Origin of the sequence: Trinickia diaoshuihuensis, from assembly GCF_003390925.1 — a bacterium.
GTDB lineage: Bacteria > Pseudomonadota > Gammaproteobacteria > Burkholderiales > Burkholderiaceae > Trinickia > Trinickia diaoshuihuensis.
Genome location: NZ_QUBS01000061.1, coordinates 1 through 25245, shown reverse-complemented (window position 1 = coordinate 25245; position 25245 = coordinate 1). Strand labels below are relative to the sequence as shown.

Below are 25245 nucleotides of genomic sequence, written 5' to 3'. Positions count from 1 at the left end.
GCCGGGTGACAACGTCGCCATCACGGTGAAGCTGATCGCCCCGATCGCCATGGAAGAAGGTCTGCGCTTCGCCATCCGCGAAGGCGGTCGTACCGTCGGCGCAGGTGTCGTTGCGAAGATCATCGAGTAAGCCAGCTAGTTCTCGTTGATCAGTGGTTTCGGGGTTGGCTGTAGGGTCAACCCCAAATGGTTTAGGGGTATAGCTCAACTGGCAGAGCGTCGGTCTCCAAAACCGAAGGTTGGGGGTTCGATTCCCTCTGCCCCTGCCAAAATTCTGCGCCGAAGCAGGCGCGCGTTAGGGTGTTATGGCGAATCCTTCCGTCGAAGCTGTGGATACTTCCAGCGACAAGTTGATGGTAATCGCGGGTGTACTGCTGGTCTTGGCCGGGTTCGTGGGTTTCTTCTGGCTGAGCGGCCAGGAATGGTATGTTCGCGGCGCGGCGCTCGTTGTCGGTGTCGTGGCCGGTGTAGTGGTTGGTCTCCTCTCCTCCCCCGGTAAGAGCTTTATCGCTTTCGCCAAGGACTCCTACAAGGAAGTCCGCAAAGTTGTTTGGCCGACTCGCAAGGAAGCAACGCAAACCACGCTCGTAGTCTTCGGCTTTGTGCTGGTGATGGCGGTGCTGCTGTGGATCAGCGATAAATCCATCGAATGGGTCATTTTCTCGGCGATTCTGGGTTGGAAATGATATGAGCGATACTCCGGCATCTCCGAGCGGTAAACGTTGGTATGTCGTGCATGCGTACTCCGGCATGGAGAAGAGCGTGCAGCGAGCGCTTCAAGAGCGTATCGAGCGCGCCGGCATGCAAGACAAGTTCGGTCAGATTCTCGTGCCGACAGAAGAAGTAGTGGAAGTCAAAGGCGGTCACAAATCGGTGACGGAGCGCCGTTTCTTCCCGGGCTACGTTCTCGTCGAGATGGAAATGACCGACGAAACATGGCACCTCGTCAAGAACACGGCGAAGGTTACCGGCTTCGTCGGCGGCGCACGCAACCGCCCGAGCCCGATTTCCCCGCGGGAAGTCGAAAAGATCATGTCGCAGATGCAAGAAGGCGTCGAGAAGCCGCGGCCGAAGACGCTGTTCGAAGTGGGCGAGATGGTCCGCGTCAAGGAAGGTCCGTTCACGGACTTCAATGGCAGCGTCGAGGAAGTGAACTACGAAAAGTCGCGCGTGCGCGTCTCGGTCACGATCTTCGGCCGCGCCACGCCTGTCGAGCTGGAATTCGGACAGGTCGAGAAGCTGTAAATCATTCCAACGGGTCGCCCGGTAGCGGGCGGTCCGTTTTCGCGCTTACGGTCCGCGTTATGGCCGTTGAGGAGCGTCAGTAATCGCGAGCAATCGCGGTGAGCACGCGCTACTACTCATCGAACGCTCACGCGTTCCAACGAGGTTTTCGACATGGCAAAGAAAATCATCGGCTTTATCAAGCTGCAGATCCCTGCAGGTAAAGCCAATCCGTCGCCGCCGGTTGGTCCGGCACTGGGCCAGCGCGGCCTGAACATCATGGAGTTCTGCAAGGCGTTCAACGCGCAGACTCAAGCGATGGAACCGGGTCTGCCCGTTCCCGTCGTGATCACGGCTTTTGCCGACAAGAGCTTCACGTTCATCCTTAAGACGCCTCCGGCCACCGTGCTGATCAAGAAGGCTGCGAAGATCGACAAGGGTTCGAGCAAGCCGCACACCGACAAGGTCGGCAAGATCACGCGCGCGCAAGCCGAGGACATCGCCAAGACGAAGATGCCTGACCTCACGGCCGCCGATTTGGACGCCGCGGTTCGCACGATCGCTGGCAGCGCCCGCTCGATGGGCATCACCGTGGAGGGCGTGTAAATGGCTAAGGTTTCCAAGCGTCTGCAAGCATTCGCGAACAAGGTCGATCGCCAAAAGCTGTACCCGATCGACGAAGCGCTGTCGCTCGTGAAGGAATGCGCCACGGCGAAGTTCGACGAGTCCATCGACGTTGCCGTTCAACTCGGCATCGACGCCAAGAAGTCGGATCAAGTGGTGCGCGGCTCCGTCGTGCTGCCGGCCGGTACCGGTAAGTCGGTTCGCGTCGCCGTGTTCGCGCAAGGCGAAAAGGCCGAGCAAGCGCGTGCTGCCGGCGCCGAGATCGTCGGTATGGAAGATCTCGCCGAGCAAATCAAGGGCGGCAACCTGAACTTCGACGTCGTGATCGCTTCGCCGGACACGATGCGCGTCGTCGGTACGCTGGGTCAGATCCTCGGCCCGCGCGGCCTGATGCCGAACCCGAAGGTCGGTACGGTCACGCCCGACGTCGCCACGGCAGTGAAGAACGCCAAGGCCGGTCAGGTCCAGTTCCGCGTCGACAAGGCCGGTATCATCCACGCCACGATCGGCCGCGCTTCGTTCGAACCGGCTGCGCTGCGTTCGAACCTGTCGGCTCTCGTCGAAGCGCTGCAAAAGGCCAAGCCCGCCACGAGCAAGGGCGTGTACCTGCGCAAGATCGCACTGTCGAGCACGATGGGCGTCGGGGTGCGCGTCGATCAAGGCACGCTGGCCGCGCAACAGTAAGGAATCGATCGCGTCCGGTACGGCGGTTGCCTGCCGGCGCGGTATTTAAGGGCTTTGGGCGGTCGTGGGAAGCAAGTCGTTTCGCTTTGCACGGCCGGTTGTCAAAGACCGTTGGCGGGGATGCAGCAGGCAGGCGTCTCCTTAATATCAGCCAACGCAGATGGCGAACCCGAATAAGTTTTGCAGTGATGGAGCCCGTGGGCCCCACGCAGCGATGCGTGAAGCCGGCGGGTGAAATACTCCTAACCCTCGGACGCCGTTGTTGAACGCGGTGTAACGGGCACAAGCCCGGCGCACCGAATCTGGAGGTTAACCGTGCCACTGAACAAAGAAGATAAGCAGGCCGTCGTGGCTGAGGTTTCCGCGCAAGTCGCGAAGGCTCAGACCATCGTGCTGGCCGAGTATCGTGGAATCGCGGTTGGCGATCTGACGAAGCTGCGCGCGAAAGCGCGTGAGCAGAAGGTGTATCTGCGCGTGTTGAAGAACACGTTGGCGCGTCGCGCCGTCGAGGGTACCCCGTTTGCTCCGTTGGCCGAGCAGATGACCGGTCCTCTGATCTACGGCATCTCTGAAGATGCTATTGCCGCTGCCAAGGTCGTCAACGACTTCGGCAAGAGCAATGACAAGTTGATCATCAAGGCCGGCTCGTACGAAGGCAAGGTGATGGATAAGGCAGGCGTGCAAGCGCTGGCCAGCATCCCGAGCCGGGAAGAGCTTCTGTCCAAGCTGTTGTTCGTCATGCAAGCGCCTGTTTCGGGCTTTGCGCGCGCACTCGCTGCGCTCGCCGAGAAGAAGCAGGGCGAAGCCGCCTAAACGGGCGGCGCATGGCGCACCTCAGCCGAGCGTAACTGATCGCTGGCTGCATCCGAATTCAATTTAGGAGTATTTCACATGGCAATCGCAAAAGAAGACATCCTCGAAGCCGTTGGCTCGATGTCGGTTCTGGAACTGAACGAACTGGTCAAGGCGTTCGAAGAGAAGTTTGGCGTGTCGGCTGCTGCTGTCGCAGTGGCAGGCCCCGCTGGTGCCGGCGGCGGCGCTGCTGCTGCTGAAGAGCAAACGGAATTCACGGTGATCCTGGCTGAAGCCGGCGCCAACAAGGTTTCCGTGATTAAGGCTGTTCGCGAACTGACGGGCCTGGGCCTGAAGGAAGCGAAGGACCTGGTCGACGGTGCACCGAAGCCCGTGAAGGAAGCGGTGCCCAAGGCTGCTGCCGAAGAAGCCAAGAAGAAGCTGGAAGAAGCCGGCGCGAAGGCCGAAATCAAGTAAGGCCCCTCGCGTTGTGCGAAGGCTGGCGGTTTTTGCACCGCCGGCCTTTTTGTGCTTTGTGGGGACTATGTTTTGCTGGGGTTCGTCCCGGTGGCGCATAGCCCCCAGAGGCCAAAGAAAATTGCCTTTCGCGCGCCCGCGGGCGTACGTCGACCGGCACTTCTCTTTGTCTTCTGAAGCGACTGCAGAAGGCAAGTTTGGTCGGGCAGCGGGCAACATAGGCATCCGCTGCCGTCAGCCAGCGGTTGGTAGCGGCCAACCACCAAGCTTCTAGGCTCGTTCAAGCCTCAGGACGGCCATCGGGTCTCAGTCGGTGAACACTCGGGTTGTCTCACCTGGCGACTATAGCCTCGACAACATGCCCGCCGTGATTCGGAGATCGTATGCAATATTCCTTCACCGAGAAGAAGCGCATTCGTAAGAGTTTTGCGAAGCGCCCCATCGTTCACCAAGTACCTTTCCTGCTGGCCACCCAGCTTGAATCATTCAGCACGTTTCTGCAAGCCGATGTGCTCGCGAATGCTCGCAAACCCGAGGGTTTGCAGGCCGCGTTCACGTCCGTTTTCCCGATCGTCTCGCACAACGGTTTCGCTCGCCTCGAGTTCGTGAGCTACGCGTTGTCGCCGCCGGCCTTCAACATCAAGGAATGCCAGCAGCGCGGTCTCACGTATTGCTCGGCCTTGCGCGCGAAGGTGCGTCTGGTGCTGCTCGATAAAGAGTCGCCGAGCAAGCCCGTCGTCAAGGAAGTGAAGGAGCAGGAAGTGTACATGGGCGAAATTCCGCTCATGACGCCGACGGGCTCGTTCGTCATCAACGGCACCGAGCGTGTCATCGTTTCGCAGTTGCACCGTTCGCCGGGCGTGTTCTTCGAACACGACAAGGGCAAGACGCACAGCTCGGGCAAGCTGCTGTTCTCGGCACGGATCATTCCGTACCGCGGCTCGTGGCTCGACTTCGAGTTCGACCCGAAGGACATTCTGTACTTCCGCGTCGACCGCCGCCGCAAGATGCCGGTGACGATCCTGCTGAAGGCCATCGGCCTGTCGCCCGAACAGATCCTCGCGAACTTCTTCGTCTTCGATAACTTCACGCTGATGGGTGAAGGCGCGCAGATGGAGTTCGTCCCCGAGCGTCTGCGCGGCGAAGTCGCGCGCTTCGACATTACCGATCGCGACGGCAACGTCATCGTCCAAAAGGACAAGCGGATCAACGCGAAGCACATTCGCGACCTCGAAAACGCGAAGACGAAGTTCATCTCGGTCCCCGAAGACTATCTGCTCGGCCGCGTGCTCGCGAAGAACGTGATCGACGGCGAGACGGGCGAAGTCATCGCGAACGCGAACGACGAAATCACCGAAAGCACGCTCGAAAAGCTGCGCGAGGCGAAGGTCAAGGACATCCAGACGCTCTACACGAACGATCTGGACCAGGGCCCGTACATCTCCTCGACGCTGCGTATCGACGAAACCACGGATAAAACGGCCGCGCGTATCGCGATCTATCGCATGATGCGTCCGGGCGAGCCGCCGACCGAGGAAGCGGTCGAGGCCCTGTTCAATCGTCTGTTCTACAGCGAAGACGCGTACGACCTCTCGAAGGTCGGCCGCATGAAGTTCAACCGCCGCGTCGGCCGTGACGAGATCACGGGCCCGATGACGCTGCAAGACGACGACATCTTGGCCACGATCAAGATCCTCGTCGAGCTGCGCAACGGTAAGGGCGAAGTGGACGATATCGACCACCTCGGCAATCGTCGCGTGCGTTGCGTCGGCGAACTCGCGGAAAACCAATTCCGCGCCGGTCTCGTGCGCGTCGAGCGCGCGGTGAAGGAACGCCTCGGCCAAGCCGAAAGCGAAAACCTGATGCCGCACGACCTGATCAACTCGAAGCCGATTTCGTCGGCGATTCGCGAGTTCTTCGGCTCGTCGCAATTGTCGCAGTTCATGGACCAAACCAACCCGCTCTCGGAAATCACGCACAAGCGCCGTGTTTCCGCATTGGGCCCGGGCGGTTTGACGCGTGAACGCGCAGGCTTCGAAGTGCGTGACGTGCACCCGACCCACTATGGCCGCGTGTGCCCGATCGAAACGCCGGAAGGTCCGAACATCGGTCTGATCAACTCGCTCGCGCTTTACGCGCACCTGAACGAGTACGGGTTCCTCGAGACGCCGTACCGCAAGGTCGTGGACAGCAAGGTGACGGACCAGATCGATTACCTGTCGGCGATCGAGGAAGGCCGTTACGTGATCGCGCAGGCGAACGCGGCCGTGGCCGAAGACGGCACGCTGACCGACGAACTCGTCTCGGCGCGTGAAGCCGGCGAAACGCTGATGGTCACGCCGGACCGCATCCAGTACATGGACGTGGCGCCGTCGCAGATCGTCTCGGTCGCAGCCTCGCTGATTCCGTTCCTCGAGCACGACGATGCGAACCGCGCATTGATGGGTTCGAACATGCAGCGTCAGGCCGTGCCGTGTCTGCGTCCGGAAAAGCCGGTCGTCGGGACGGGCATCGAGCGTACGGTGGCCGTCGACTCGGGCACCACGGTGCAAGCGCTGCGCGGCGGTGTGGTCGATTACGTCGACGCGGGCCGTATCGTCATTCGCGTGAACGATGACGAAGCGGTGGCCGGTGAAGTCGGCGTGGACATCTACAACCTGATCAAGTACACGCGCTCGAACCAGAACACGAACATCAACCAGCGCCCGATCGTGAAGGTCGGCGATATGGTGTCGCGCGGCGACGTCCTCGCGGACGGCGCTTCGACCGACCTGGGCGAGCTCGCGCTCGGCCAGAACATGCTCGTCGCGTTCATGCCGTGGAACGGCTACAACTTCGAAGACTCGATCTTGATCTCCGAGAAGGTCGTGGCCGACGATCGCTACACGTCGATCCACATCGAAGAGCTCAACGTGGTCGCTCGCGACACGAAGCTCGGACCCGAGGAAATCACGCGCGACATCTCGAACCTGGCTGAAGTCCAGTTGGGCCGTCTCGACGAATCGGGCATCGTCTACATCGGCGCCGAAGTCGAAGCGGGCGACGTGCTCGTCGGGAAGGTCACGCCGAAGGGCGAAACGCAACTGACGCCGGAAGAAAAGCTGCTGCGCGCGATCTTCGGCGAGAAGGCGTCCGACGTGAAGGACACGTCGCTGCGCGTGCCCTCGGGCATGAGCGGCACGGTCATCGACGTGCAAGTGTTCACGCGCGAAGGCATCCAGCGCGACAAGCGCGCGCAACAGATCATCGACGATGAACTGAAGCGCTACCGCCTCGACTTGAACGACCAGTTGCGTATCGTCGAAGGCGATGCATTCCAGCGTTTGGCGCGCATGCTCGACGGCAAGGTCGCGAACGGCGGTCCGAAGAAGCTCGCGAAGGGCACGAAGATCGATCAGGCGTACCTGTCGGATCTCGACCACTACCACTGGTTCGATATTCGTCTGGCCGACGAGGAGGCTGCCGCTCAACTCGAAGCGATCAAGAACTCGATCGAAGAGAAGCGTCACCAATTCGACTTGGCCTTCGAGGAAAAGCGCAAGAAGCTCACGCAAGGCGACGAGCTGCCCCCGGGCGTGCTGAAGATGGTCAAGGTGTATCTGGCCGTCAAGCGCCGTCTGCAGCCTGGCGACAAGATGGCCGGCCGTCACGGTAACAAGGGTGTCGTGTCGAAGATCGTTCCGATCGAAGACATGCCGTACATGGCCGACGGCCGTCCGGCCGACGTCGTGCTGAATCCGCTCGGCGTGCCGTCGCGGATGAACGTGGGTCAGGTGCTCGAAGTGCACCTCGGCTGGGCCGCGAAGGGTCTCGGCTGGCGCATCGGCGAAATGCTGCAGCGTCAGGCCAAGGTCGAGGAACTGCGTGCGTTCCTGACGAAGCTGTACAACGAGTCGGGCCGTGCCGAAGAGCTGGAGAGCTTCTCGGACGACGACATCATCGAACTGGCGAAGAACCTGCGCGAAGGCGTGCCGTTCGCGACGCCGGTGTTCGACGGTGCCACGGAAGAAGAAATGTCGAAGATGCTCGACCTCGCCTTCCCGGACGAGATCGCGGAAAACCTCGGCATGACGAAGTCGAAGAATCAGGTGCGTCTGTACGACGGCCGCACGGGTGAAGCATTCGAGCGTACGGTCACCGTGGGCTACATGCACTACCTGAAGCTGCACCACTTGGTGGACGACAAGATGCATGCGCGTTCGACGGGTCCGTACTCGCTCGTCACGCAGCAGCCGCTGGGTGGCAAGGCGCAATTCGGTGGTCAGCGCTTCGGTGAAATGGAAGTGTGGGCGCTCGAGGCGTATGGCGCTTCGTATGTGCTGCAGGAAATGTTGACGGTGAAGTCCGATGACGTGACGGGCCGGACGAAGGTGTATGAAAACCTCGTCAAGGGCGACCACGTGATCGACGCGGGCATGCCGGAATCCTTCAACGTGCTGGTGAAGGAAATCCGCTCGCTCGGCATCGACATCGACCTCGACCGCAACTAATCGGACTACGGAGAGAAGGCAATGAAAGCTCTGCTCGATCTATTCAAGCAAGTCCAACAAGAAGAAGTTTTCGACGCGATCAAGATCGGTCTGGCCTCGCCCGACAAGATCCGTTCGTGGTCGTTCGGTGAAGTCAAGAAGCCCGAAACGATCAACTATCGTACGTTCAAGCCCGAGCGTGACGGCTTGTTCTGCGCGAAGATTTTCGGGCCGATCAAAGACTACGAATGCTTGTGCGGCAAGTACAAGCGCCTGAAGCATCGCGGCGTGATCTGCGAGAAGTGCGGCGTCGAAGTGACGCTCGCCAAGGTGCGTCGCGAGCGCATGGGCCACATCGAGCTCGCATCGCCCGTCGCGCACATTTGGTTCTTGAAGTCGCTGCCGTCGCGTCTGGGCATGGTGCTCGACATGACGCTGCGCGACATCGAGCGCGTGCTGTATTTCGAAGCGTACGTGGTGATCGATCCGGGTATGACGCCGCTGAAGGCGCGTCAGATCATGACGGAAGAGGATTACTACAACAAGGTCGAAGAGTACGGTGATGAATTCCGCGCCGAGATGGGCGCGGAAGGGGTGCGCGAACTGCTGCGCGCGATCAACATCGACGAGCAAGTCGAGCAGCTTCGCACCGAACTGAAGAACACCGGTTCGGAAGCGAAGATCAAGAAGTACGCGAAGCGCCTGAAAGTGCTCGAGGCCTTCCAGCGTTCGGGCATCAAGCCCGAATGGATGGTGCTCGAAGTGCTGCCGGTGCTGCCGCCGGAACTGCGCCCGCTCGTGCCGCTCGATGGCGGCCGTTTCGCCACGTCGGATCTGAACGACCTGTATCGCCGCGTGATCAACCGTAACAACCGGTTGAAGCGTCTGCTCGAGCTGAAGGCCCCGGAAATCATCGTCCGCAACGAAAAGCGGATGCTGCAAGAGGCTGTCGATTCGCTGCTCGACAACGGCCGTCGCGGTAAGGCGATGACGGGCGCCAACAAGCGTCCGCTGAAGTCGCTCGCCGACATGATCAAGGGTAAGGGCGGCCGCTTCCGTCAGAACTTGCTCGGTAAGCGCGTCGACTACTCGGGCCGTTCGGTCATCGTGGTGGGCCCCACGCTGAAGCTGCATCAGTGCGGTCTGCCCAAGCTGATGGCGCTCGAGCTGTTCAAGCCGTTCATCTTCAACAAGCTGGAAGTGATGGGCGTTGCGACGACCATCAAGGCGGCGAAGAAGGAAGTCGAGAACCAAACCGCGGTGGTGTGGGATATCCTCGAAGAGGTGATCCGCGAACATCCGGTCATGCTGAACCGCGCGCCGACGCTGCACCGTCTCGGGATTCAAGCGTTCGAGCCCGTGCTGATCGAAGGTAAGGCGATCCAGCTCCACCCGCTCGTTTGCGCGGCGTTCAACGCCGACTTCGACGGTGACCAGATGGCCGTGCACGTGCCGCTGTCGCTCGAGGCGCAGATGGAAGCGCGCACGCTCATGCTCGCCTCGAACAACATCCTGTTCCCGGCCAACGGCGATCCGTCGATCGTGCCGTCGCAGGATATCGTGCTGGGCCTGTACTACGCGACGCGCGAAGCGGTCAACGGCAAGGGCGAAGGCCTGTCGTTCACCGGCGTGTCCGAAGTGCTGCGTGCGTACGAGAACAAGGAAGTCGAGCTCGCTTCGCGCGTGAACGTGCGGATCACCGAAATGGTGGCGAACGAGGACAAGTCCGAAGGCGCGCCGCAGTTCGTGCCGAAGATCTCGCTCTACGCGACCACGGTCGGCCGCGCGATTCTGTCGGAAATTCTGCCGCCGGGGCTGCCGTTCTCGGTGCTGAACAAGCCGCTGAAGAAGAAGGAAATCTCGCGCCTGATCAATACGTCGTTCCGCAAGTGCGGTCTGCGCGCGACGGTGGTGTTCGCCGACCAACTGATGCAATCGGGTTTCCGCCTCGCAACGCGGGCCGGCATCTCGATCTGCGTGGACGACATGCTCGTGCCGACGCAGAAGGAAGAGATCGTCGGCGACGCCGCGAAGAAGGTGAAGGAGTACGACCGTCAGTACATGTCGGGTCTCGTCACCGCGCAGGAGCGCTACAACAACGTGGTCGACATTTGGTCGGCAACGTCGGAAGCGGTCGGCAAGGCGATGATGGAACAGCTCTCGACCGAGCCCGTCATCGATCGCGACGGCAAAGAAGTGCGTCAAGAGTCGTTCAACTCCATCTACATGATGGCCGACTCGGGCGCACGGGGTTCCGCGGTTCAGATTCGTCAGCTCGCCGGTATGCGGGGCCTGATGGCCAAGCCGGACGGCTCGATCATCGAGACGCCGATTACGGCGAACTTCCGCGAAGGCCTGAACGTGTTGCAGTACTTCATCTCGACCCACGGCGCGCGTAAGGGTCTGGCCGATACGGCACTGAAGACGGCGAACTCGGGTTACCTGACCCGTCGTCTCGTGGACGTGACGCAAGACTTGGTCGTGACCGAGGACGATTGCGGTACGAGCAACGGCGTGGCGATGAAGGCGCTCGTCGAAGGCGGTGAAGTCGTCGAAGCGCTGCGCGACCGGATTCTCGGCCGCGTGGCCGTGGCCGACGTCGTCAATCCCGAGTCGCAAGAGACGCTGTACGAAGCGGGCACGCTGCTCGACGAAGTGGCCGTCGACGAAATCGAACGCCTCGGCATCGACGAAGTGCGCGTGCGTACGCCGCTCACTTGCGAAACGCGTTACGGTTTGTGCGCGGCCTGCTATGGCCGCGACCTGGGCCGTGGCTCGCTCGTGAACGTCGGCGAAGCGGTCGGCGTGATCGCGGCGCAGTCGATCGGCGAACCGGGCACGCAGCTCACGATGCGTACGTTCCACATCGGTGGTGCGGCGTCGCGTGCGGCGGTGGCTTCGTCGGTCGAAGCGAAGAGCAACGGTACGGTGCGCTTCACGTCGACGATGCGCTACGTCACGAATGCGAAGGGCGAGCAGATCGTCATCTCGCGTTCGGGCGAGGCGATGATCACCGACGATCACGGCCGTGAGCGCGAGCGTCACAAGGTGCCTTACGGCGCGACGCTGCTGCAACTCGACGGCGCGCAGATCAAGGCGGGCACGCAACTGGCCACGTGGGATCCGCTGACGCGTCCGATCATCACCGAGTACGGCGGTACGGTGAAGTTCGAAAACGTCGAAGAAGGCGTGACGGTTGCCAAGCAGATCGACGACGTGACGGGCCTCTCGACGCTCGTCGTGATCGACGTGAAGCGCCGCGGTTCGCAAGCGGCGAAGAGCGTTCGTCCGCAGGTGAAGCTGCTCGACGCGAACGGCGAGGAAGTGAAGATCCCCGGTACCGAACACTCGGTGCAGATCGGCTTCCAAGTGGGCGCGCTGATCACGGTGAAGGACGGTCAGCAAGTGCAAGTCGGTGAAGTGCTCGCACGTATCCCGACCGAAGCGCAGAAGACGCGCGACATTACCGGCGGTCTGCCGCGGGTGGCCGAACTGTTCGAAGCGCGTTCGCCGAAGGATGCCGGCATTCTCGCGGAAGTCACGGGTACGACGTCGTTCGGTAAGGACACGAAGGGCAAGCAGCGTCTCGTCATCACGGATCTCGAGGGCAACCAGCACGAGTTCCTGATCGCGAAGGAAAAGCAGGTGCTCGTCCACGACGGTCAGGTCGTCAACAAGGGCGAAATGATCGTGGACGGTCCGGCCGATCCGCACGACATCCTGCGCTTGCAGGGTATCGAGGCGCTGTCGCGCTACATCGTCGACGAAGTGCAGGACGTGTACCGTCTGCAAGGCGTGAAGATCAACGACAAGCACATCGAAGTCATCGTGCGTCAGATGCTGCGCCGCGTGCAGATCGTCGATAACGGCGATACGCGTTTCATCCCGGGCGAACAAGTCGAGCGGTCGGACATGCTCGACGAGAACGATCGGATGATCGCGGAAGACAAGCGTCCGGCCACGTACGAGAACGTGCTGCTTGGTATCACGAAGGCGTCGCTGTCGACCGATTCGTTCATCTCGGCTGCATCGTTCCAGGAAACGACGCGCGTGCTGACCGAGGCGGCCATCATGGGCAAGCGCGACGACCTGCGCGGTCTGAAGGAAAACGTGATCGTCGGCCGTTTGATCCCGGCCGGTACGGGTCTCGCGTTCCACAAGGCACGCAAGGCGAAGGAATCGTCGGATCGCGAGCGTTTCGACCAGATCGCCGCGGAAGAGGCGTTCGAGTTCGGCACCCCGAGCTCGGCCGCCGAAACGCCGGCAGACGAACCGCATCAGCAACACCCGGCGGAATAAGGAGCGGGCGGCGCATCGCGCCGCTCGTTCCTCCGCCCGCGCCCTTGGCGCCAAAACCGCCCGGTCTTTACCGGGCGGTTTTTTTTTGCCCCCACATCGCGCGACGCGAACGCTCGCTCGTGATGCTCCTCTCGGTTGGCCGAAAAGTACGAATACCTGTCCGAATCGACCCGTCGCAGAAGAAAACGATTTGAACGGATAATCGCGATGGCCATCAACCAGACAATGGCGTCGACCTAAAAATTACCCGATTTCGGATCGATTTTTAACGAAGGGTCGAGAGTTACCGATTCCAATACAGAGCGAAAATCGGGAGGCATCGTGAGACGGATGATTATCGAGCCGGGCGTGCTTAGGCCCAAGCTCAGCGCAGTGTGCGTGGGCGTTGCAGTCGCGGCGCTTTCGAGTGCTTCATCGCTTTCCTATGCGGGACCTCTTCCATCGGGCGGCAAATTCGTCGCTGGGAGCGGATCGATCTCCAATAATGGAAATTCATTAACGATTAACCAAACGTCCGATCGCGGTATCGTCGATTGGAATAGTTTTTCCATCGGCAATGGTTATCGCGTCGCATTCACTAACGGGGCCGGTGCAACGTTGAATCGCGTCGCGGCAGGCGCTGTGTCGACGATCATGGGGGCGCTCACCGCCACCGGTACCGTTTATCTGATCAACCCGCAGGGGATCGTGGTCGGACCGAGCGGTACCGTCACGACGGGGGGGCGTTTCGTTGCATCGACGCTCGATGTCGATAACGCCGCGTTCATGGCGGGCGGATCGCTCACGCTGACAGGCAAGCGCAGCGGCTCGGTGGTGAACTTCGGCAAGATCGGGTCGACGAACGGCGACGTGTTTCTGATCGCGCAGGGTGCGGTCGAAAATCTCGGTAGCATCAGCGCGCCGCAGGGGACGGCGGAACTCGCGGCCGGCAAAAGCGTCCTGTTGCTCGATTCCACCACGGGGCGCCAAGTCTTCGTCCAGGCCGGCAGCGGCGGCCGAGTCGCGAACACGGGGCAGATTGTCGCCGCTCAAGCGAGTTTGCAGGCGGCCGACGGCAATATCTTCGCGCTCTCGGGCAACCATGAAGCCATCCGTGCCACGGGAACCGCGATGCGAGACGGTCACGTCTGGCTCGTTGCGGATAGCGGGACGGTCTCGTCGATCGGCAACGTCGCCGCGAAAAACGCCGACGGCACCGGTGGGACCGTCGATACCGCCGCACGAACGATTCGCTTTGCTTTGCCGGGGACCCAGGTAAGCGCGGGGCAATGGAACCTCTCGACGCCGGCTTTCACCCTCGGTGGGGATGCGGCCAGCGCGTTTTCCCGGGCGCTCTCGGCCGGCACGTCCGTCGCCGTGCAAACGACGAGCGTAACGGGCGATATCGACGTGGCCGCGAACCTTGCATGGTCCGGAGCCGCTTCGCTCTCGCTCAGCGCCTACCGCGATGTGCGCGTGGCGCGCGGCGTAACGATCGGCAATCAAGGCGCCGGCTCCCTTACGCTGCGCGCGGACGCGGCCGCGGTCGATAACGGCGGCGGTGTCGTCAACGGTGGAACGATCGATTGGTCGAAGAGCACGGGGCTCGTCAATCTGTACCGCGACATGAACGGCGCCTATTCGGCCGGGACGCTTCTCGGCAACCCCGCCTGGGCGCCGGCGCCCGAGCAGGGGATCGTGCAGCAGATCGTCGCCTACAAACTCGTCAACTCGTTGGCCGATTTGCAAAACGTCTCACAGGACCTCGCGGGCAACTATGCCTTGGGCCGCGACATCGCGTTCAACGGCGGCTATATCAACCAGCTTGCCGGCGCCGCGCCTTTCACGGGCCAATTCGACGGCCTCGGCCATACGATCGACGGCGTGCAGATCGCGGTAGATGACGGCGGAACCTACTTCGGCAGGGCCGGGGCATTGTTCGGCGTCATCGGCGCCGCGGGCGTCGTGCGCAACGTCGGCATCACCAACAGCGGCGGCGGTGTCGGTCATTGCTATAGCAGTTCGTGCTATCTCGCCGCGCTCGCGACCGAAAACGACGGACTTATCGCGCGCGCCTATTCGACCGGCCGCTTCTTTTTCAACGACTTTGGTCCGGGCACCGGTTACTCGATCGGCGGGCTCGTCGGATTGAACGCGGGAACGATCGCGCAATCGTGGAGCGCCACGTCGGTCTCGGGCGTGCCCGACTTCAGCGGCGGACCCGGCGGCGGGGACCTCGGGGGCCTCGTCGCCGTCAACGCCGGAACCATCGAGCAATCGTACGCCACGGGGACGGTGAGCGGGGGCGGCTGGGCCTATGTCGGCGGTCTCGTCGGCAGCAGCAGCGGGACCGTTACGCAGTCGTTCGCGACCGGGGCGGTGTCCGGCGGTGGCGGCTCGTACTGGTTCGGTCCGGGCGGCGGCGCGGGTGGTTTGATCGGCGCGGGCAGCGGCGGTGGCGGGAGCGACTACTGGAACGCGCAGAGTACGGGTTTGGCCACGGACGGTGGCGGCGTGCCGGCCGCGAACGGACTCACGACAGCGCAGATGAGCAATCCGGGGAGTTTCGCGGGATGGGATTTCGGCCCGAACGGTGCGTGGACGATGCCGGCGGCGGGCCAACACCCGGTGCTCAGGTGGCAGGCGCCGTAGCGCTCGCCACGAGACGATGGATGCCGCGGCCGCGTTGGGCCGCGCAGCGTGCCGCTCGAACGAGGCCGGCACGAGTCCGCGGATACGTGGGAGCATAAAGGCATACACTGCGTCTGTCGGCGCATCGCCGCTTGCGGCGCGTGCGCCGGCAGCGCTCAGCGAAGTGCTCCCGCGAGCGCCGATGCCCCTCGCTCATCGGTTTGCTCGCAATGATCGTTCGCCCTTATCCCAACTGGCTGCGCATGATGTTCGTCGTGCGCGGTTCCGTCATCCTCGTCATCCTCCCGCAGCTTTTGCTGACGATCGCGCTCGCGACCGTCGTCACGACGTTCCGAGCGTCGATCGTCGTCGGCATGGTTCATCTGACCTTCGTGCCGTTCTCGCTGATCGGCCTGACGCTTGCCATTTTTCTAGGGTTTCGCAACAACACGAGTTATGCGCGGTATTGGGAAGCGCGCGTGCTATGGGGATCGGTGCTCAACGATACGCGCACGCTCGCACGGCAAGCACTGACGCTCGTCGAGAGCGACGCGGACGCGCCCGTTTTCGTCATGCGCCTGATCGCGTTCGCCCATGCCCTGCACCATCAGTTGCGCGGCACCGATCCGAGCGCGGACCTGGAACGCTTGCTTTCGCGTGAGGAATGCGCGCGGTTGAGGGAGCTTCGATACGTACCGGCGATGCTGCTCGTCATGGCGGGCGAGTGGCTGCGCGAGCGGCGCCGAGGCGGGGCGCTGACCGATCCGCTCGCCCAAGCCATGGAAGCGCCGATGAGCCGGCTGTGCGACGCGTTAGGCGGTTGCGAACGCATCGCGAATACGCCGATCCCCTTCACCTACGCAGTGATGATTCACCGCACCGTCTATCTCTACTGCTTGTTGCTGCCGTTCGGGCTCGCGGGGTCGGTCGGCGCCATGACGCCCGTCGTGGTGGGCTTCGTCGCCTACACCTTCTTCGCGCTCGAAGCGTTGAGCGCGGAGATCGAAGATCCCTTCGGCCTTCAGCCGAACGACCTACCGCTCGATGCGCTATGTCAGGGCATCGAAGCGACGTTGCTCGAAACGCTCGGCCGGCGTGACCTGCCGCCCGTTCCCCAGCCGGTGGACTACATGCTCCGTTAGCATGCGGGCGTCCTCGCCCACCGCGGCCGCTACCCGGTGACATCGGTATGTCGATCGCTGTCGGCACGTTTACCTCGTTCGCTTTGCGATACGCCGCTTCGGGTATTCCCAGGGGGCGCCGACGCTTGTGGCCAATCATAGACGCCAACCTACTGGTGACAATCTCCGGCCCGAAAGGAGGCGTAAGACTATGAGCGATATCAGCGGCGTGCGCACGAGCGGCGCCAACACCCCACCCGAGTTGCCAATACCGTCGACGACGAACCAACCCAGCCGACCGGGTTCGCCGGTCACGGGTTCGTCCGCGCAGGGCCGTCAGTCGCGGACCGTCGCGTCCACCGCTCAGTTCGGCAATCTCTCCGCGCGGGCGCCGACGCCGGAATCGAGCACTAGCCAAACGCGCAGGACGTCCTTGCCGCTCTCGGCCTCCTTGCCGAGCTCGGCGCCCCTCATCCAGGCGTCGTCGTCGGCCACTGTCACGGACGGTACGAACCGCACCGATTTACCGGTCCAGATTCTGCCGACCACGCAACTGAGCGATGACGAGAACGCGACCGTCCAACGATTCGCCGGGGACTTTCGCGGCTTCGTAGGGACTTCGAATCCGTCCAGCCTCGAGGGGCACATTGCGCGGATACAGACCTCACTCGATGTCGCTTCCACCGCGTTGTCCAGTCTCGCGGCGTCGGAGCCAGTGCCTGGCTCCCAAATCACCATCGACGAGGTCGCCCAGTACGCTCACGATCCAGGTGTGCATGCCGCGGAGCGGGAGTACGAAGACCGTCAGAAGACTGCGGTGGATCTTGCGGTGCATGCAGGCGCGAAGAAGGCCGAGGCTGAAGAGGCGCGCACGAGCGCCGACAAGGCCGATGGCGTCGTGGATGCCGCGAAAGCGATCCTGGAAGACGCTAAAAAGGGTGCAGGCGCGGCTAGACGCGCGGCCATCGATGCCGACAACAAGGCAACGACAGCCGAGGGCCACGCCGAAGCGAAAAGCAAAGAAGCCGAGGCCGCGGACGGCAAAGCGACCGCGGTCGAGACGCAGGCTGCTGATGCGCGCAAGGAAGCAGACGATGCCGGCCGGAAGGCCGATACGGCGCAAGCCAAGGCCACCGATAAGACGCGCGAAGCCGAGCAGCAGCAGGCTGTGGCGGATAAAGCCAAGGGGAATGCCGAGCGATTGAAAGATGAGGCCGACGCGGCCGCTGCCAAGGCTTCGGCATCGCGAGAAACGGCGCAGCAGGCCCGTCAAGCGATAAACAATGCCCCCGCCGAACAGAGAGAAGCGATGCGCGCCCCGGCGCAACAGGCGGAGCACCAAGCGAGTCTCGACCAGGCCGCGGCCGAGCGGGCCGCGAGCAAAGCCAAGGAAGCCGCGGAGGCCGCGGGCAAGGAGCAGGACAGCGCGGCAAGTTTGCATGGCGAGGCGCAGAGCCTGAAAAAAGCGGCTGCGGACGCCCGTCAGCATGCGAATGGTCTACATGAGAAGGCCGAAGGACTGGAGCAAGAGGCAGCGAAGTTGCGCGGGAAAGCGACCGAGCTGGGTAACGAGGCCAAGAACCTCAAAACGACGGCGCAAGGTCTCCGAGGCGAGGCGGGCAAGCTAGGCCGCGCTGCCGACGAGGCCGATAAGAAAGTCGACAAGGCGAAAGCCGGCGAACAAAAGGCGATCGCAACCGCTAAGCAGGCGCGCGAGCAGGCCCGGACGTTGGAGAAGGAAGCGGAGAAGGCGGAGGCCGACGCGGAAGCGGCGCGCGATCAACTCAAGACGGCTGGCGCGGCGCTCGGGAAGGCCGTGCAGGACGCCAAGGACAAGGCTGCCGAGGAGGCCGCAAAGCAAAAGGCTAAGCAAAAAGCCTCGGCCACTGCGGAAGGTGACCCAAGCGAGCAACCTGAGGCGAGCGCCTCGACTACGACTAATCGGCCGACGGGCACAGGGGGCACGCCCGACGACGAGATCCGGCCCGTCGTCGAGACCGAAAACGAACCGGTATCGACAGATGCCGCCGCCGGCAACGAGCGCGCCGCGCGCCCCGACTCGACGCACGGCCCGGAGGAAACCGCGGAGCAAGTCGAATTGCGCGCGAAGGTGGCGAACTGGGCGCTCAATGGCGGCAAAGTCGCGGGGCAGCACCTGCTTTCGGTGGGGCTCGCCACGGGCTTGCGCGAAGTGGCGGGGGGGCTCGCCGAATATCTAATTGAAAACAACCATCTAAGCGACGAAGCGAAGACGTTTGCAGCATCCGGGATATACGCCAGCCTGATGCTCGCGCAGGCGGCGTCGATGGTCTATGACGAACGCGCGGGAGCCGCGACCCCATTGTCGCGGACGGGCGGCGCAGGGGTATTGGGGATGCTCGCGGGCTCGCTCGCGCTCGGCCTTGCCACGAAGTCCCTCAAGGAACTTGTGCCGAGCCTCGTGAAGACCTTCGTCTATTCGGGCGGCCGCGATTTTGTCAACACGGTGCTGCCGTTGGGCACGAACCCGAAAGTCTCGGCCAACCCGGCCGTCGTGCAAATGGCCAATACGCTCCTTTACGGCACCAATCAGGCGGTCATCAACATGTGGCAGACCTTCGGCGGGGAATCGGGCGCCGGGTACGTCAGCGCGCTGCGCAACAACGGTACGGATGCGATTACAGGCAAGCCCGAGGCCGTGTTACCGGGGCTCGGGGCGGTGACCTCCTACGTGACGGCGAACTACATGGGAGAAGTTGCCAATATGTTCGTCGAGACCGGACTCAAAAGTTTGCTCAAGAAGGAACCGTTGCCCGATTTCACGCTCGGCGCGGCGGCGCCGACGTTCAAGACACTCGGGAAGACCATGCGCGACGATGGGATCTTGCGAACGGCGGCGTTCTTCGGCACCTACGCCGGAACCAATGCGATCAACCCTTCGATTCCTGTGTCCCATATCGGTGAGCGGGGCGCGGGATTCGCGGAGTCCACGATCGGCTCGTTCTACCTGATGGCTTTTCTGCTCTTTTGCGCGATGGCGACGGCCAAGAAGGACCCTCGCCGGAACGAGACGGAGAACTTCGAATTGCCTCGGCGCGGTCCGGACATGGTTTGATGCGAGTGCTCGCCGCGCAGCCGGCAGCTTGGCTGCGCGGTTGTCCGGCGGCATCGGCCGAATGGCCAACGCGCTTGCGTACGGCATCGGCGGCGGGCAGGCGTTGGTAGAATGGCGACCGTCCGTCGTTCGCCGTTCAACTCGCCTACATGTCGCGTGCTCTAGAAATTCTCAACGAAGTTTTTGGCTACCCTGCGTTTAGAGGGCAGCAACGCGACATTGTCGAGCACGTCGCCGCGGGCGGCGATTGCTTGGTGCTGATGCCCACGGGCGGCGGTAAATCGCTGTGCTACCAAATTCCTTCGCTCGTCCGGCGCGAGGCGGGACTTGGCGCGGGCATCGTCGTTTCGCCGCTGATCGCGCTGATGCAAGACCAAGTCGCGGCGATGACCGAGCTTGGCGTGCGCGCCGCGTATCTCAATTCGACGCTGACGGGCGCCGAGGCGGCGGCGACGGAGCGTGCGCTGCGCAACGGCGAGCTGGATTTGCTCTACGTCGCGCCGGAGCGCTTGATGACGCCGCGCTTCCTCGATTTGCTCGAGCGCGCGCCCATCGGCTTGTACGCGATCGACGAGGCGCACTGCGTGTCGCAGTGGGGGCACGATTTCCGTCCGGAATACATCCAACTGTCGGTATTGCACGAACGTTTTCCGACGGTGCCGCGTATCGCGCTGACGGCCACGGCCGATGCGATCACGCGCGACGAGATCGTGCACCGGCTCGCGCTCGACGAAGCGCGCGTATTCGTGTCGAGTTTCGACCGCCCGAACATCCGATACCGGATCGTCGAGAAGGACAATGCGCGTTCGCAGTTGCTCGATTTCATCCGCGCGGAACATACGAACGACGACGGCACGACCGATGCCGGCGTCATCTACTGCCTTTCTCGCCGCAAGGTCGAGGAAACGGCCGATTGGCTCAAGACCCAGGGCTTGCGCGCGCTGCCCTATCACGCCGGGATGGATTTCGAAACGCGTCAGCGCCACCAGGAGATCTTCCAGCGCGAAGAGGGCGTCGTCATTTGCGCGACGATCGCGTTCGGCATGGGCATCGACAAACCGGACGTGCGCTTCGTCGCTCACCTCGATTTGCCTAAGAGCGTCGAAGGCTACTACCAAGAGACGGGGCGTGCGGGGCGCGATGGTTTGCCCGCGAACGCCTGGATGGCGTACGGGCTCGGCGACGTCGTTCAGCAGCGCAAGATGATCGACGAATCGGACGCCGACGAAACGCATAAGCGCGTTCAGACGGGCAAGCTCGATGCATTGCTCGGATTGTGCGAAACGGCCTCGTGCCGTCGCGTACGTTTGCTGTCCTATTTCGGCGAGGCGAGCACGCCTTGCGGCAATTGCGATACCTGCTTGGAGCCCCCCGAGACGTGGGATGCGACACGCGAGGCGCAGATGGCGCTCTCATGCGTGTTCCGCGCGCATCGCGCGAGCGGATTTCATTTCGGCGCCGGGCACCTGATCGATATCTTGCGCGGTAACAAGACCGAAAAAGTGCGCGAGCGCGGTCACGATACGTTGAGTACGTTCGGGATCGGCGCGAGCCTCTCGGAGCCCGAGTGGCGCGGGGTGTTCCGGCAGTTGGTCGCGTACGGCTATCTGACGGTGGACCACGACGGCTACGGCGCGTTCGTGTTGACCGAAGCGAGCAAGCCGGTGCTCAAGGGTGAGCAAACCGTCACGTTGCGCCGGTACGTGAAACCCACACGTTCCCGTCAAGCATCGTCGCGCACCGGTGAGCGAGCCGATCCGACCCTTGGCATGGGGCCGCGCGAGCGTGCGCGCTGGGAACGGCTGCGCGCGTGGCGCACCGATACCGCGAAGAGCGACGGCGTACCGGCTTATGTCATTTTTCACGATGCCACGTTGGCCGAGATCGCGCGCTCGGCGCCCGATACGATCGACGACTTGCGGCATATCCCCGGTATCGGTGCGCGCAAACTCGAGCGCTTCGGCGACGAGTTGATCGAGGTGGTGGCGGCCGATTGAGGCGCGCGTCGATGACCGGCCCCCGCGCTTTCCGCCGGCCGGGCCTCTGCAATTCTCGCAACCTATTGACGCGCTTGACGTTTTTGCCATATCATGCCGGGTTCCTGTTCTTGGCTCTTCGGCCAGGGGTGCATCCGCGCGTGAACGCGTGGGTTAAGTCCCGCTGAAAGTCGGACGGGAGGCTTGACACCCACCGCGGGCCGCTTTGCCCGGCTGGCGGTGCGGCGTTTTTATCAATTTCGGGAATACACAATGCCAACCATCAATCAACTGGTTCGCAAAGGCCGCGCGTCGGAAACGGCGAAGAGCAAGAGCCCGGCCTTGCAGGACTGCCCCCAGCGTCGTGGCGTGTGCACGCGCGTGTACACGACGACGCCTAAGAAGCCTAACTCGGCACTCCGTAAGGTTGCCAAGGTTCGTCTGACGAACGGCTTCGAAGTCATTTCGTACATCGGTGGTGAAGGCCACAACCTGCAGGAACACTCGGTCGTGCTGATTCGCGGCGGCCGTGTGAAGGACTTGCCGGGTGTGCGTTACCACATGGTCCGCGGCTCGCTGGATACGCAAGGCGTCAAGGATCGTAAGCAAGCTCGCTCGAAGTACGGTGCGAAGCGCGCTAAGGCTGGTAAGTAAGCAGGCAGCTCTTTCGCCTGTGCAGGTTGTTTAGGCGGTGGTGCCGGAATTGCCGGTGCTGTCGAGTAAGTGGTCACCCGGCCAAGCTGGTTAGTCGTCAAGATGGATCGGGTTAGTTGGTGACCGCGGGGCTCTTCGATCGAGCTCCAACTGAAAAGTCAAAGGAAGAAACATGCCGCGTCGTCGCGAAGTTCCCAAGCGGGAAGTGTTGCCGGATCCGAAGTTCGGTAACGTTGATGTAGCTAAGTTCATGAACGTGCTGATGCTCTCGGGCAAGAAGTCGGTTGCCGAGCGTATCGTTTATGGCGCTTTCGAACAGATCCAGACCAAGGGTGGCAAGGACCCGCTGGAAGTGTTCACGGTGGCCCTCAACAACGTCAAGCCGGTGGTGGAAGTGAAGAGCCGCCGCGTTGGTGGGGCGAACTACCAAGTTCCGGTTGAAGTGCGTCCGTCGCGTCGTATGGCATTGGCGATGCGTTGGTTGCGCGAGGCCGCGAAGAAGCGCAGCGAGAAGTCGATGGCTCTGCGTCTGGCCGGTGAATTGCAAGAAGCCGCGGAAGGCCGCGGCGGCGCGATGAAGAAGCGCGACGAAGTGCACCGGATGGCGGAAGCCAACAAGGCGTTCTCGCATTTCCGTTTCTAAGCCCAGATTTAAGGCTGTAGCGGAAAAAATTCCGGGCGGGTGCGCTTATCGAGCGCCTCGCCCGTTTGTGTTAGGGCGCGAAGACAATCGAAACCTTCGTGCTATCCCAATAGAGGATCAAAGTGGCTCGTAAGACACCCATCGAGCGCTACCGCAACATCGGTATTAGCGCTCACATCGACGCCGGCAAAACGACGACGACCGAGCGCATCCTGTTCTATACCGGCGTGAACCACAAGATCGGCGAAGTGCACGACGGTGCCGCGACGATGGACTGGATGGAGCAAGAGCAAGAGCGCGGCATCACCATCACGTCGGCTGCCACGACGGCCTTCTGGAAGGGCATGGGCGGCAACTATCCGGAGCACCGGATCAACATCATCGACACCCCGGGCCACGTCGACTTCACGATCGAAGTCGAGCGCTCGATGCGCGTGCTCGACGGTGCGTGCATGGTCTACTGCGCCGTGGGCGGCGTGCAGCCGCAGTCGGAAACGGTGTGGCGCCAAGCGAACAAGTACAAGGTGCCGCGTCTCGCGTTCGTCAACAAGATGGACCGTACCGGCGCGAACTTCTTCAAGGTCTACGACCAACTGAAGACGCGTCTGAAGGCCAACCCGGTGCCCGTCGTGGTGCCGATCGGCTCCGAAGAAAACTTCAAGGGCGTCGTCGACCTCTTGAAGATGCGCGCGATCATTTGGGACGAGGCATCGCAAGGCACGAAGTTCGACTACGTCGATATCCCCGCTGAACTCGTCGATACGTGCAACGAGTGGCGCGAAAAGATGATCGAGTCGGCTGCCGAAGCCAGCGAAGAGCTGATGGAAAAGTACCTCGGCGGCGAAGAGCTGTCCGAAGACGAAATCGTCAAGGCGCTGCGCGACCGTACGATCGCTTGCGAAATCCAACCGATGCTGTGCGGCACCGCGTTCAAGAACAAGGGCGTGCAGCGTATGCTCGACGCCGTGATCGACTTCTTGCCGTCGCCGGTGGACATTCCCCCGGTCAAGGGCGAACTCGAAAACGGCGACGCTGCTGAGCGCAAGGCTGCCGACGACGAGAAGTTCTCGGCGCTCGCGTTCAAGATCATGACGGACCCGTTCGTCGGTCAGTTGATCTTCTTCCGCGTCTATTCGGGCGTCGTCAATTCGGGCGACACGGTCCTGAACTCGACGAAGGACAAGAAGGAGCGTCTGGGCCGGATTCTGCAGATGCACGCGAACCAGCGCGAAGAAATCAAGGAAGTGCGCGCGGGCGACATCGCGGCGGCCGTGGGCCTGAAGGAAGCGACGACGGGCGACACGCTGTGCGATCCGCAAAACCCGATCGTGCTCGAGCGCATGGTGTTCCCGGAACCCGTGATCTCGCAAGCCGTCGAGCCGAAGACGAAGGCCGACCAGGAAAAGATGGGCCTGGCGCTGAACCGTCTCGCACAGGAAGATCCGTCGTTCCGCGTCCAAACGGACGAAGAATCGGGCCAGACGATCATCTCGGGCATGGGCGAGCTGCACCTTGAAATTCTCGTCGACCGGATGAAGCGCGAATTCGGCGTGGAAGCCACGGTCGGTAAGCCGCAAGTGGCGTATCGCGAAACGATCCGTGCGACGGCCGCCGATGTCGAAGGCAAGTTCGTCAAGCAGTCGGGCGGTCGCGGCCAGTACGGTCACGCGGTCATCACGCTGGAGCCGAACGAGCAAGGCAAGGGCTACGAGTTCCTCGACGAGATCAAGGGCGGTGTCATTCCCCGCGAATACATCCCGGCGGTCGACAAGGGTATCCAAGACACGCTCAAGAGCGGCGTGTTGGCGGGCTTCCCGGTCGTCGACGTAAAGGTGCACCTGACGTTCGGTTCGTACCACGACGTCGACTCGAACGAAAACGCATTCCGGATGGCCGGTTCGATGGCCTTCAAGGAAGCGATGCGCAAGGCGAGCCCCGTCATCCTCGAACCGATGATGGCAGTGGAAGTCGAGACGCCGGAAGATTACATGGGCAACGTGATGGGCGATTTGTCGGGCCGTCGCGGTATCGTCCAGGGCATGGAAGACATGGTCGGCGGCGGCAAGATCGTTCGCGCCGAAGTGCCGCTGTCGGAAATGTTCGGCTACTCCACTTCCCTGCGCTCGCTCACGCAAGGTCGTGCGACGTACACGATGGAGTTCAAGCATTACGCCGAAGCGCCGCGCAATGTCGCTGACGCGATCATCAGCGCGAAGGCGAAGTAAGCCACCCGGCTTTTTCATCGACTACTTTTTGAAAGAAGAGAATCATGGCTAAAGGTAAATTCGAACGGACTAAGCCGCACGTGAACGTCGGCACGATCGGCCACGTTGACCACGGCAAGACGACGCTGACGGCAGCTATCGCAACGGTGTTGTCGGCGAAGTTCGGCGGCGAGGCGAAGAAGTACGACGAAATCGACGCGGCGCCGGAAGAAAAGGCGCGTGGCATTACGATCAACACGGCGCACATCGAGTACGAAACGGCCAATCGCCACTACGCACACGTTGACTGCCCGGGCCACGCCGACTACGTGAAGAACATGATCACGGGCGCGGCGCAGATGGACGGCGCAATC

17 protein-coding genes and 1 tRNA gene are annotated in these 25245 nt (G+C 62.3%); all 18 read left to right on the top strand.

Annotated features, from left to right (window positions below; translation table 11 throughout):
* On the top strand, positions 1 to 130 hold a 130-nt coding region (locus tag DXT59_RS12560; RefSeq protein ID WP_476718430.1), incomplete at its 5' end, for an EF-Tu C-terminal domain-related protein.
* 63 nt (positions 131 to 193) lie between these two features.
* A tRNA-Trp gene (locus DXT59_RS12555) sits at positions 194 to 269 on the top strand.
* Between the two features lie 36 nt (positions 270 to 305).
* Positions 306 to 686, top strand: coding sequence for a preprotein translocase subunit SecE (gene secE / locus DXT59_RS12550; RefSeq protein WP_116137226.1), 381 nt, complete (start codon positions 306 to 308; stop codon positions 684 to 686).
* 1 nt (position 687) lies between these two features.
* A complete protein-coding gene (gene nusG, locus DXT59_RS12545; RefSeq protein ID WP_028208939.1) occupies positions 688 to 1245 on the top strand; it encodes a transcription termination/antitermination protein NusG in 558 nt (185 codons plus the stop codon).
* Between the two features lie 153 nt (positions 1246 to 1398).
* Positions 1399 to 1830 carry a 50S ribosomal protein L11 gene (rplK, locus tag DXT59_RS12540; protein WP_116137225.1) on the top strand — a complete coding sequence of 144 codons (432 nt, stop codon included), beginning with the start codon at positions 1399 to 1401 and terminating at the stop codon, positions 1828 to 1830.
* Positions 1831 to 2532 (top strand): 50S ribosomal protein L1, encoded by a 702-nt coding sequence (gene rplA / locus DXT59_RS12535; RefSeq protein ID WP_116137224.1) that lies wholly within the window; start codon positions 1831 to 1833, stop codon positions 2530 to 2532.
* A gap of 315 nt (positions 2533 to 2847) precedes the next feature.
* Complete coding sequence (rplJ, locus tag DXT59_RS12530; RefSeq protein ID WP_116137223.1) at positions 2848 to 3345, top strand: 50S ribosomal protein L10; 498 nt, start codon at positions 2848 to 2850, stop codon at positions 3343 to 3345.
* 78 nt (positions 3346 to 3423) lie between these two features.
* Positions 3424 to 3801 carry a 50S ribosomal protein L7/L12 gene (gene rplL / locus DXT59_RS12525; RefSeq protein WP_116137222.1) on the top strand — a complete coding sequence of 126 codons (378 nt, stop codon included), beginning with the start codon at positions 3424 to 3426 and terminating at the stop codon, positions 3799 to 3801.
* A gap of 383 nt (positions 3802 to 4184) precedes the next feature.
* Entirely contained in the window at positions 4185 to 8291 is a 4107-nt protein-coding gene (gene rpoB / locus DXT59_RS12520) for a DNA-directed RNA polymerase subunit beta (RefSeq protein ID WP_116137221.1), read from the top strand.
* Between the two features lie 21 nt (positions 8292 to 8312).
* On the top strand, positions 8313 to 12569 hold the full coding sequence (gene rpoC, locus DXT59_RS12515; RefSeq protein WP_116137220.1) for a DNA-directed RNA polymerase subunit beta': 4257 nt from the start codon (positions 8313 to 8315) through the stop codon (positions 12567 to 12569).
* Positions 12570 to 12899: 330 nt separating this feature from the next.
* On the top strand, positions 12900 to 15200 hold the full coding sequence (locus DXT59_RS12510; protein WP_116137219.1) for a two-partner secretion domain-containing protein: 2301 nt from the start codon (positions 12900 to 12902) through the stop codon (positions 15198 to 15200).
* A 209-nt stretch (positions 15201 to 15409) separates the two neighbouring features.
* On the top strand, positions 15410 to 16321 hold the full coding sequence (locus tag DXT59_RS12505) for a bestrophin family protein (protein WP_116137218.1): 912 nt from the start codon (positions 15410 to 15412) through the stop codon (positions 16319 to 16321).
* Positions 16322 to 16511: 190 nt separating this feature from the next.
* Positions 16512 to 19394, top strand: coding sequence for a hypothetical protein (locus DXT59_RS12495; RefSeq protein ID WP_162878059.1), 2883 nt, complete (start codon positions 16512 to 16514; stop codon positions 19392 to 19394).
* A 149-nt stretch (positions 19395 to 19543) separates the two neighbouring features.
* The gene (gene recQ / locus DXT59_RS12490; RefSeq protein WP_116137215.1) at positions 19544 to 21391 is read left to right on the top strand and encodes a DNA helicase RecQ; all 1848 of its coding nucleotides are present in this window, start codon (positions 19544 to 19546) and stop codon (positions 21389 to 21391) included.
* A 252-nt stretch (positions 21392 to 21643) separates the two neighbouring features.
* Positions 21644 to 22024: a 30S ribosomal protein S12 gene (gene rpsL / locus DXT59_RS12485; protein ID WP_102645290.1), complete on the top strand. Its 381-nt coding sequence runs from the start codon at positions 21644 to 21646 to the stop codon at positions 22022 to 22024.
* 172 nt (positions 22025 to 22196) lie between these two features.
* Positions 22197 to 22667, top strand: a complete 471-nt coding sequence (gene rpsG, locus DXT59_RS12480; protein WP_008343817.1) for a 30S ribosomal protein S7 — start codon at positions 22197 to 22199, stop codon at positions 22665 to 22667.
* A gap of 122 nt (positions 22668 to 22789) precedes the next feature.
* A complete protein-coding gene (gene fusA / locus DXT59_RS12475) occupies positions 22790 to 24892 on the top strand; it encodes an elongation factor G (RefSeq protein ID WP_116137214.1) in 2103 nt (700 codons plus the stop codon).
* A 44-nt stretch (positions 24893 to 24936) separates the two neighbouring features.
* Positions 24937 to 25245, top strand: a 309-nt coding sequence (locus tag DXT59_RS12470; protein WP_240324455.1) for a GTP-binding protein, incomplete at its 3' end; no start/stop codon positions are given.

Coding starts and splice junctions, on each gene's coding strand:
- rplK (WP_116137225.1), top strand. CDS start 1,399: ATGGCAAAGAAAATCATCGGCTTTATCAAGCTGCAGATCCCTGCAGGT.
- DXT59_RS12495 (WP_162878059.1), top strand. CDS start 16,512: ATGAGCGATATCAGCGGCGTGCGCACGAGCGGCGCCAACACCCCACCC.
- rpoB (WP_116137221.1), top strand. CDS start 4,185: ATGCAATATTCCTTCACCGAGAAGAAGCGCATTCGTAAGAGTTTTGCG.
- rpoC (WP_116137220.1), top strand. CDS start 8,313: ATGAAAGCTCTGCTCGATCTATTCAAGCAAGTCCAACAAGAAGAAGTT.
- nusG (WP_028208939.1), top strand. CDS start 688: ATGAGCGATACTCCGGCATCTCCGAGCGGTAAACGTTGGTATGTCGTG.
- DXT59_RS12505 (WP_116137218.1), top strand. CDS start 15,410: ATGATCGTTCGCCCTTATCCCAACTGGCTGCGCATGATGTTCGTCGTG.
- recQ (WP_116137215.1), top strand. CDS start 19,544: ATGTCGCGTGCTCTAGAAATTCTCAACGAAGTTTTTGGCTACCCTGCG.
- rplA (WP_116137224.1), top strand. CDS start 1,831: ATGGCTAAGGTTTCCAAGCGTCTGCAAGCATTCGCGAACAAGGTCGAT.
- DXT59_RS12510 (WP_116137219.1), top strand. CDS start 12,900: ATGATTATCGAGCCGGGCGTGCTTAGGCCCAAGCTCAGCGCAGTGTGC.
- rpsG (WP_008343817.1), top strand. CDS start 22,197: ATGCCGCGTCGTCGCGAAGTTCCCAAGCGGGAAGTGTTGCCGGATCCG.
- secE (WP_116137226.1), top strand. CDS start 306: ATGGCGAATCCTTCCGTCGAAGCTGTGGATACTTCCAGCGACAAGTTG.
- rpsL (WP_102645290.1), top strand. CDS start 21,644: ATGCCAACCATCAATCAACTGGTTCGCAAAGGCCGCGCGTCGGAAACG.
- rplL (WP_116137222.1), top strand. CDS start 3,424: ATGGCAATCGCAAAAGAAGACATCCTCGAAGCCGTTGGCTCGATGTCG.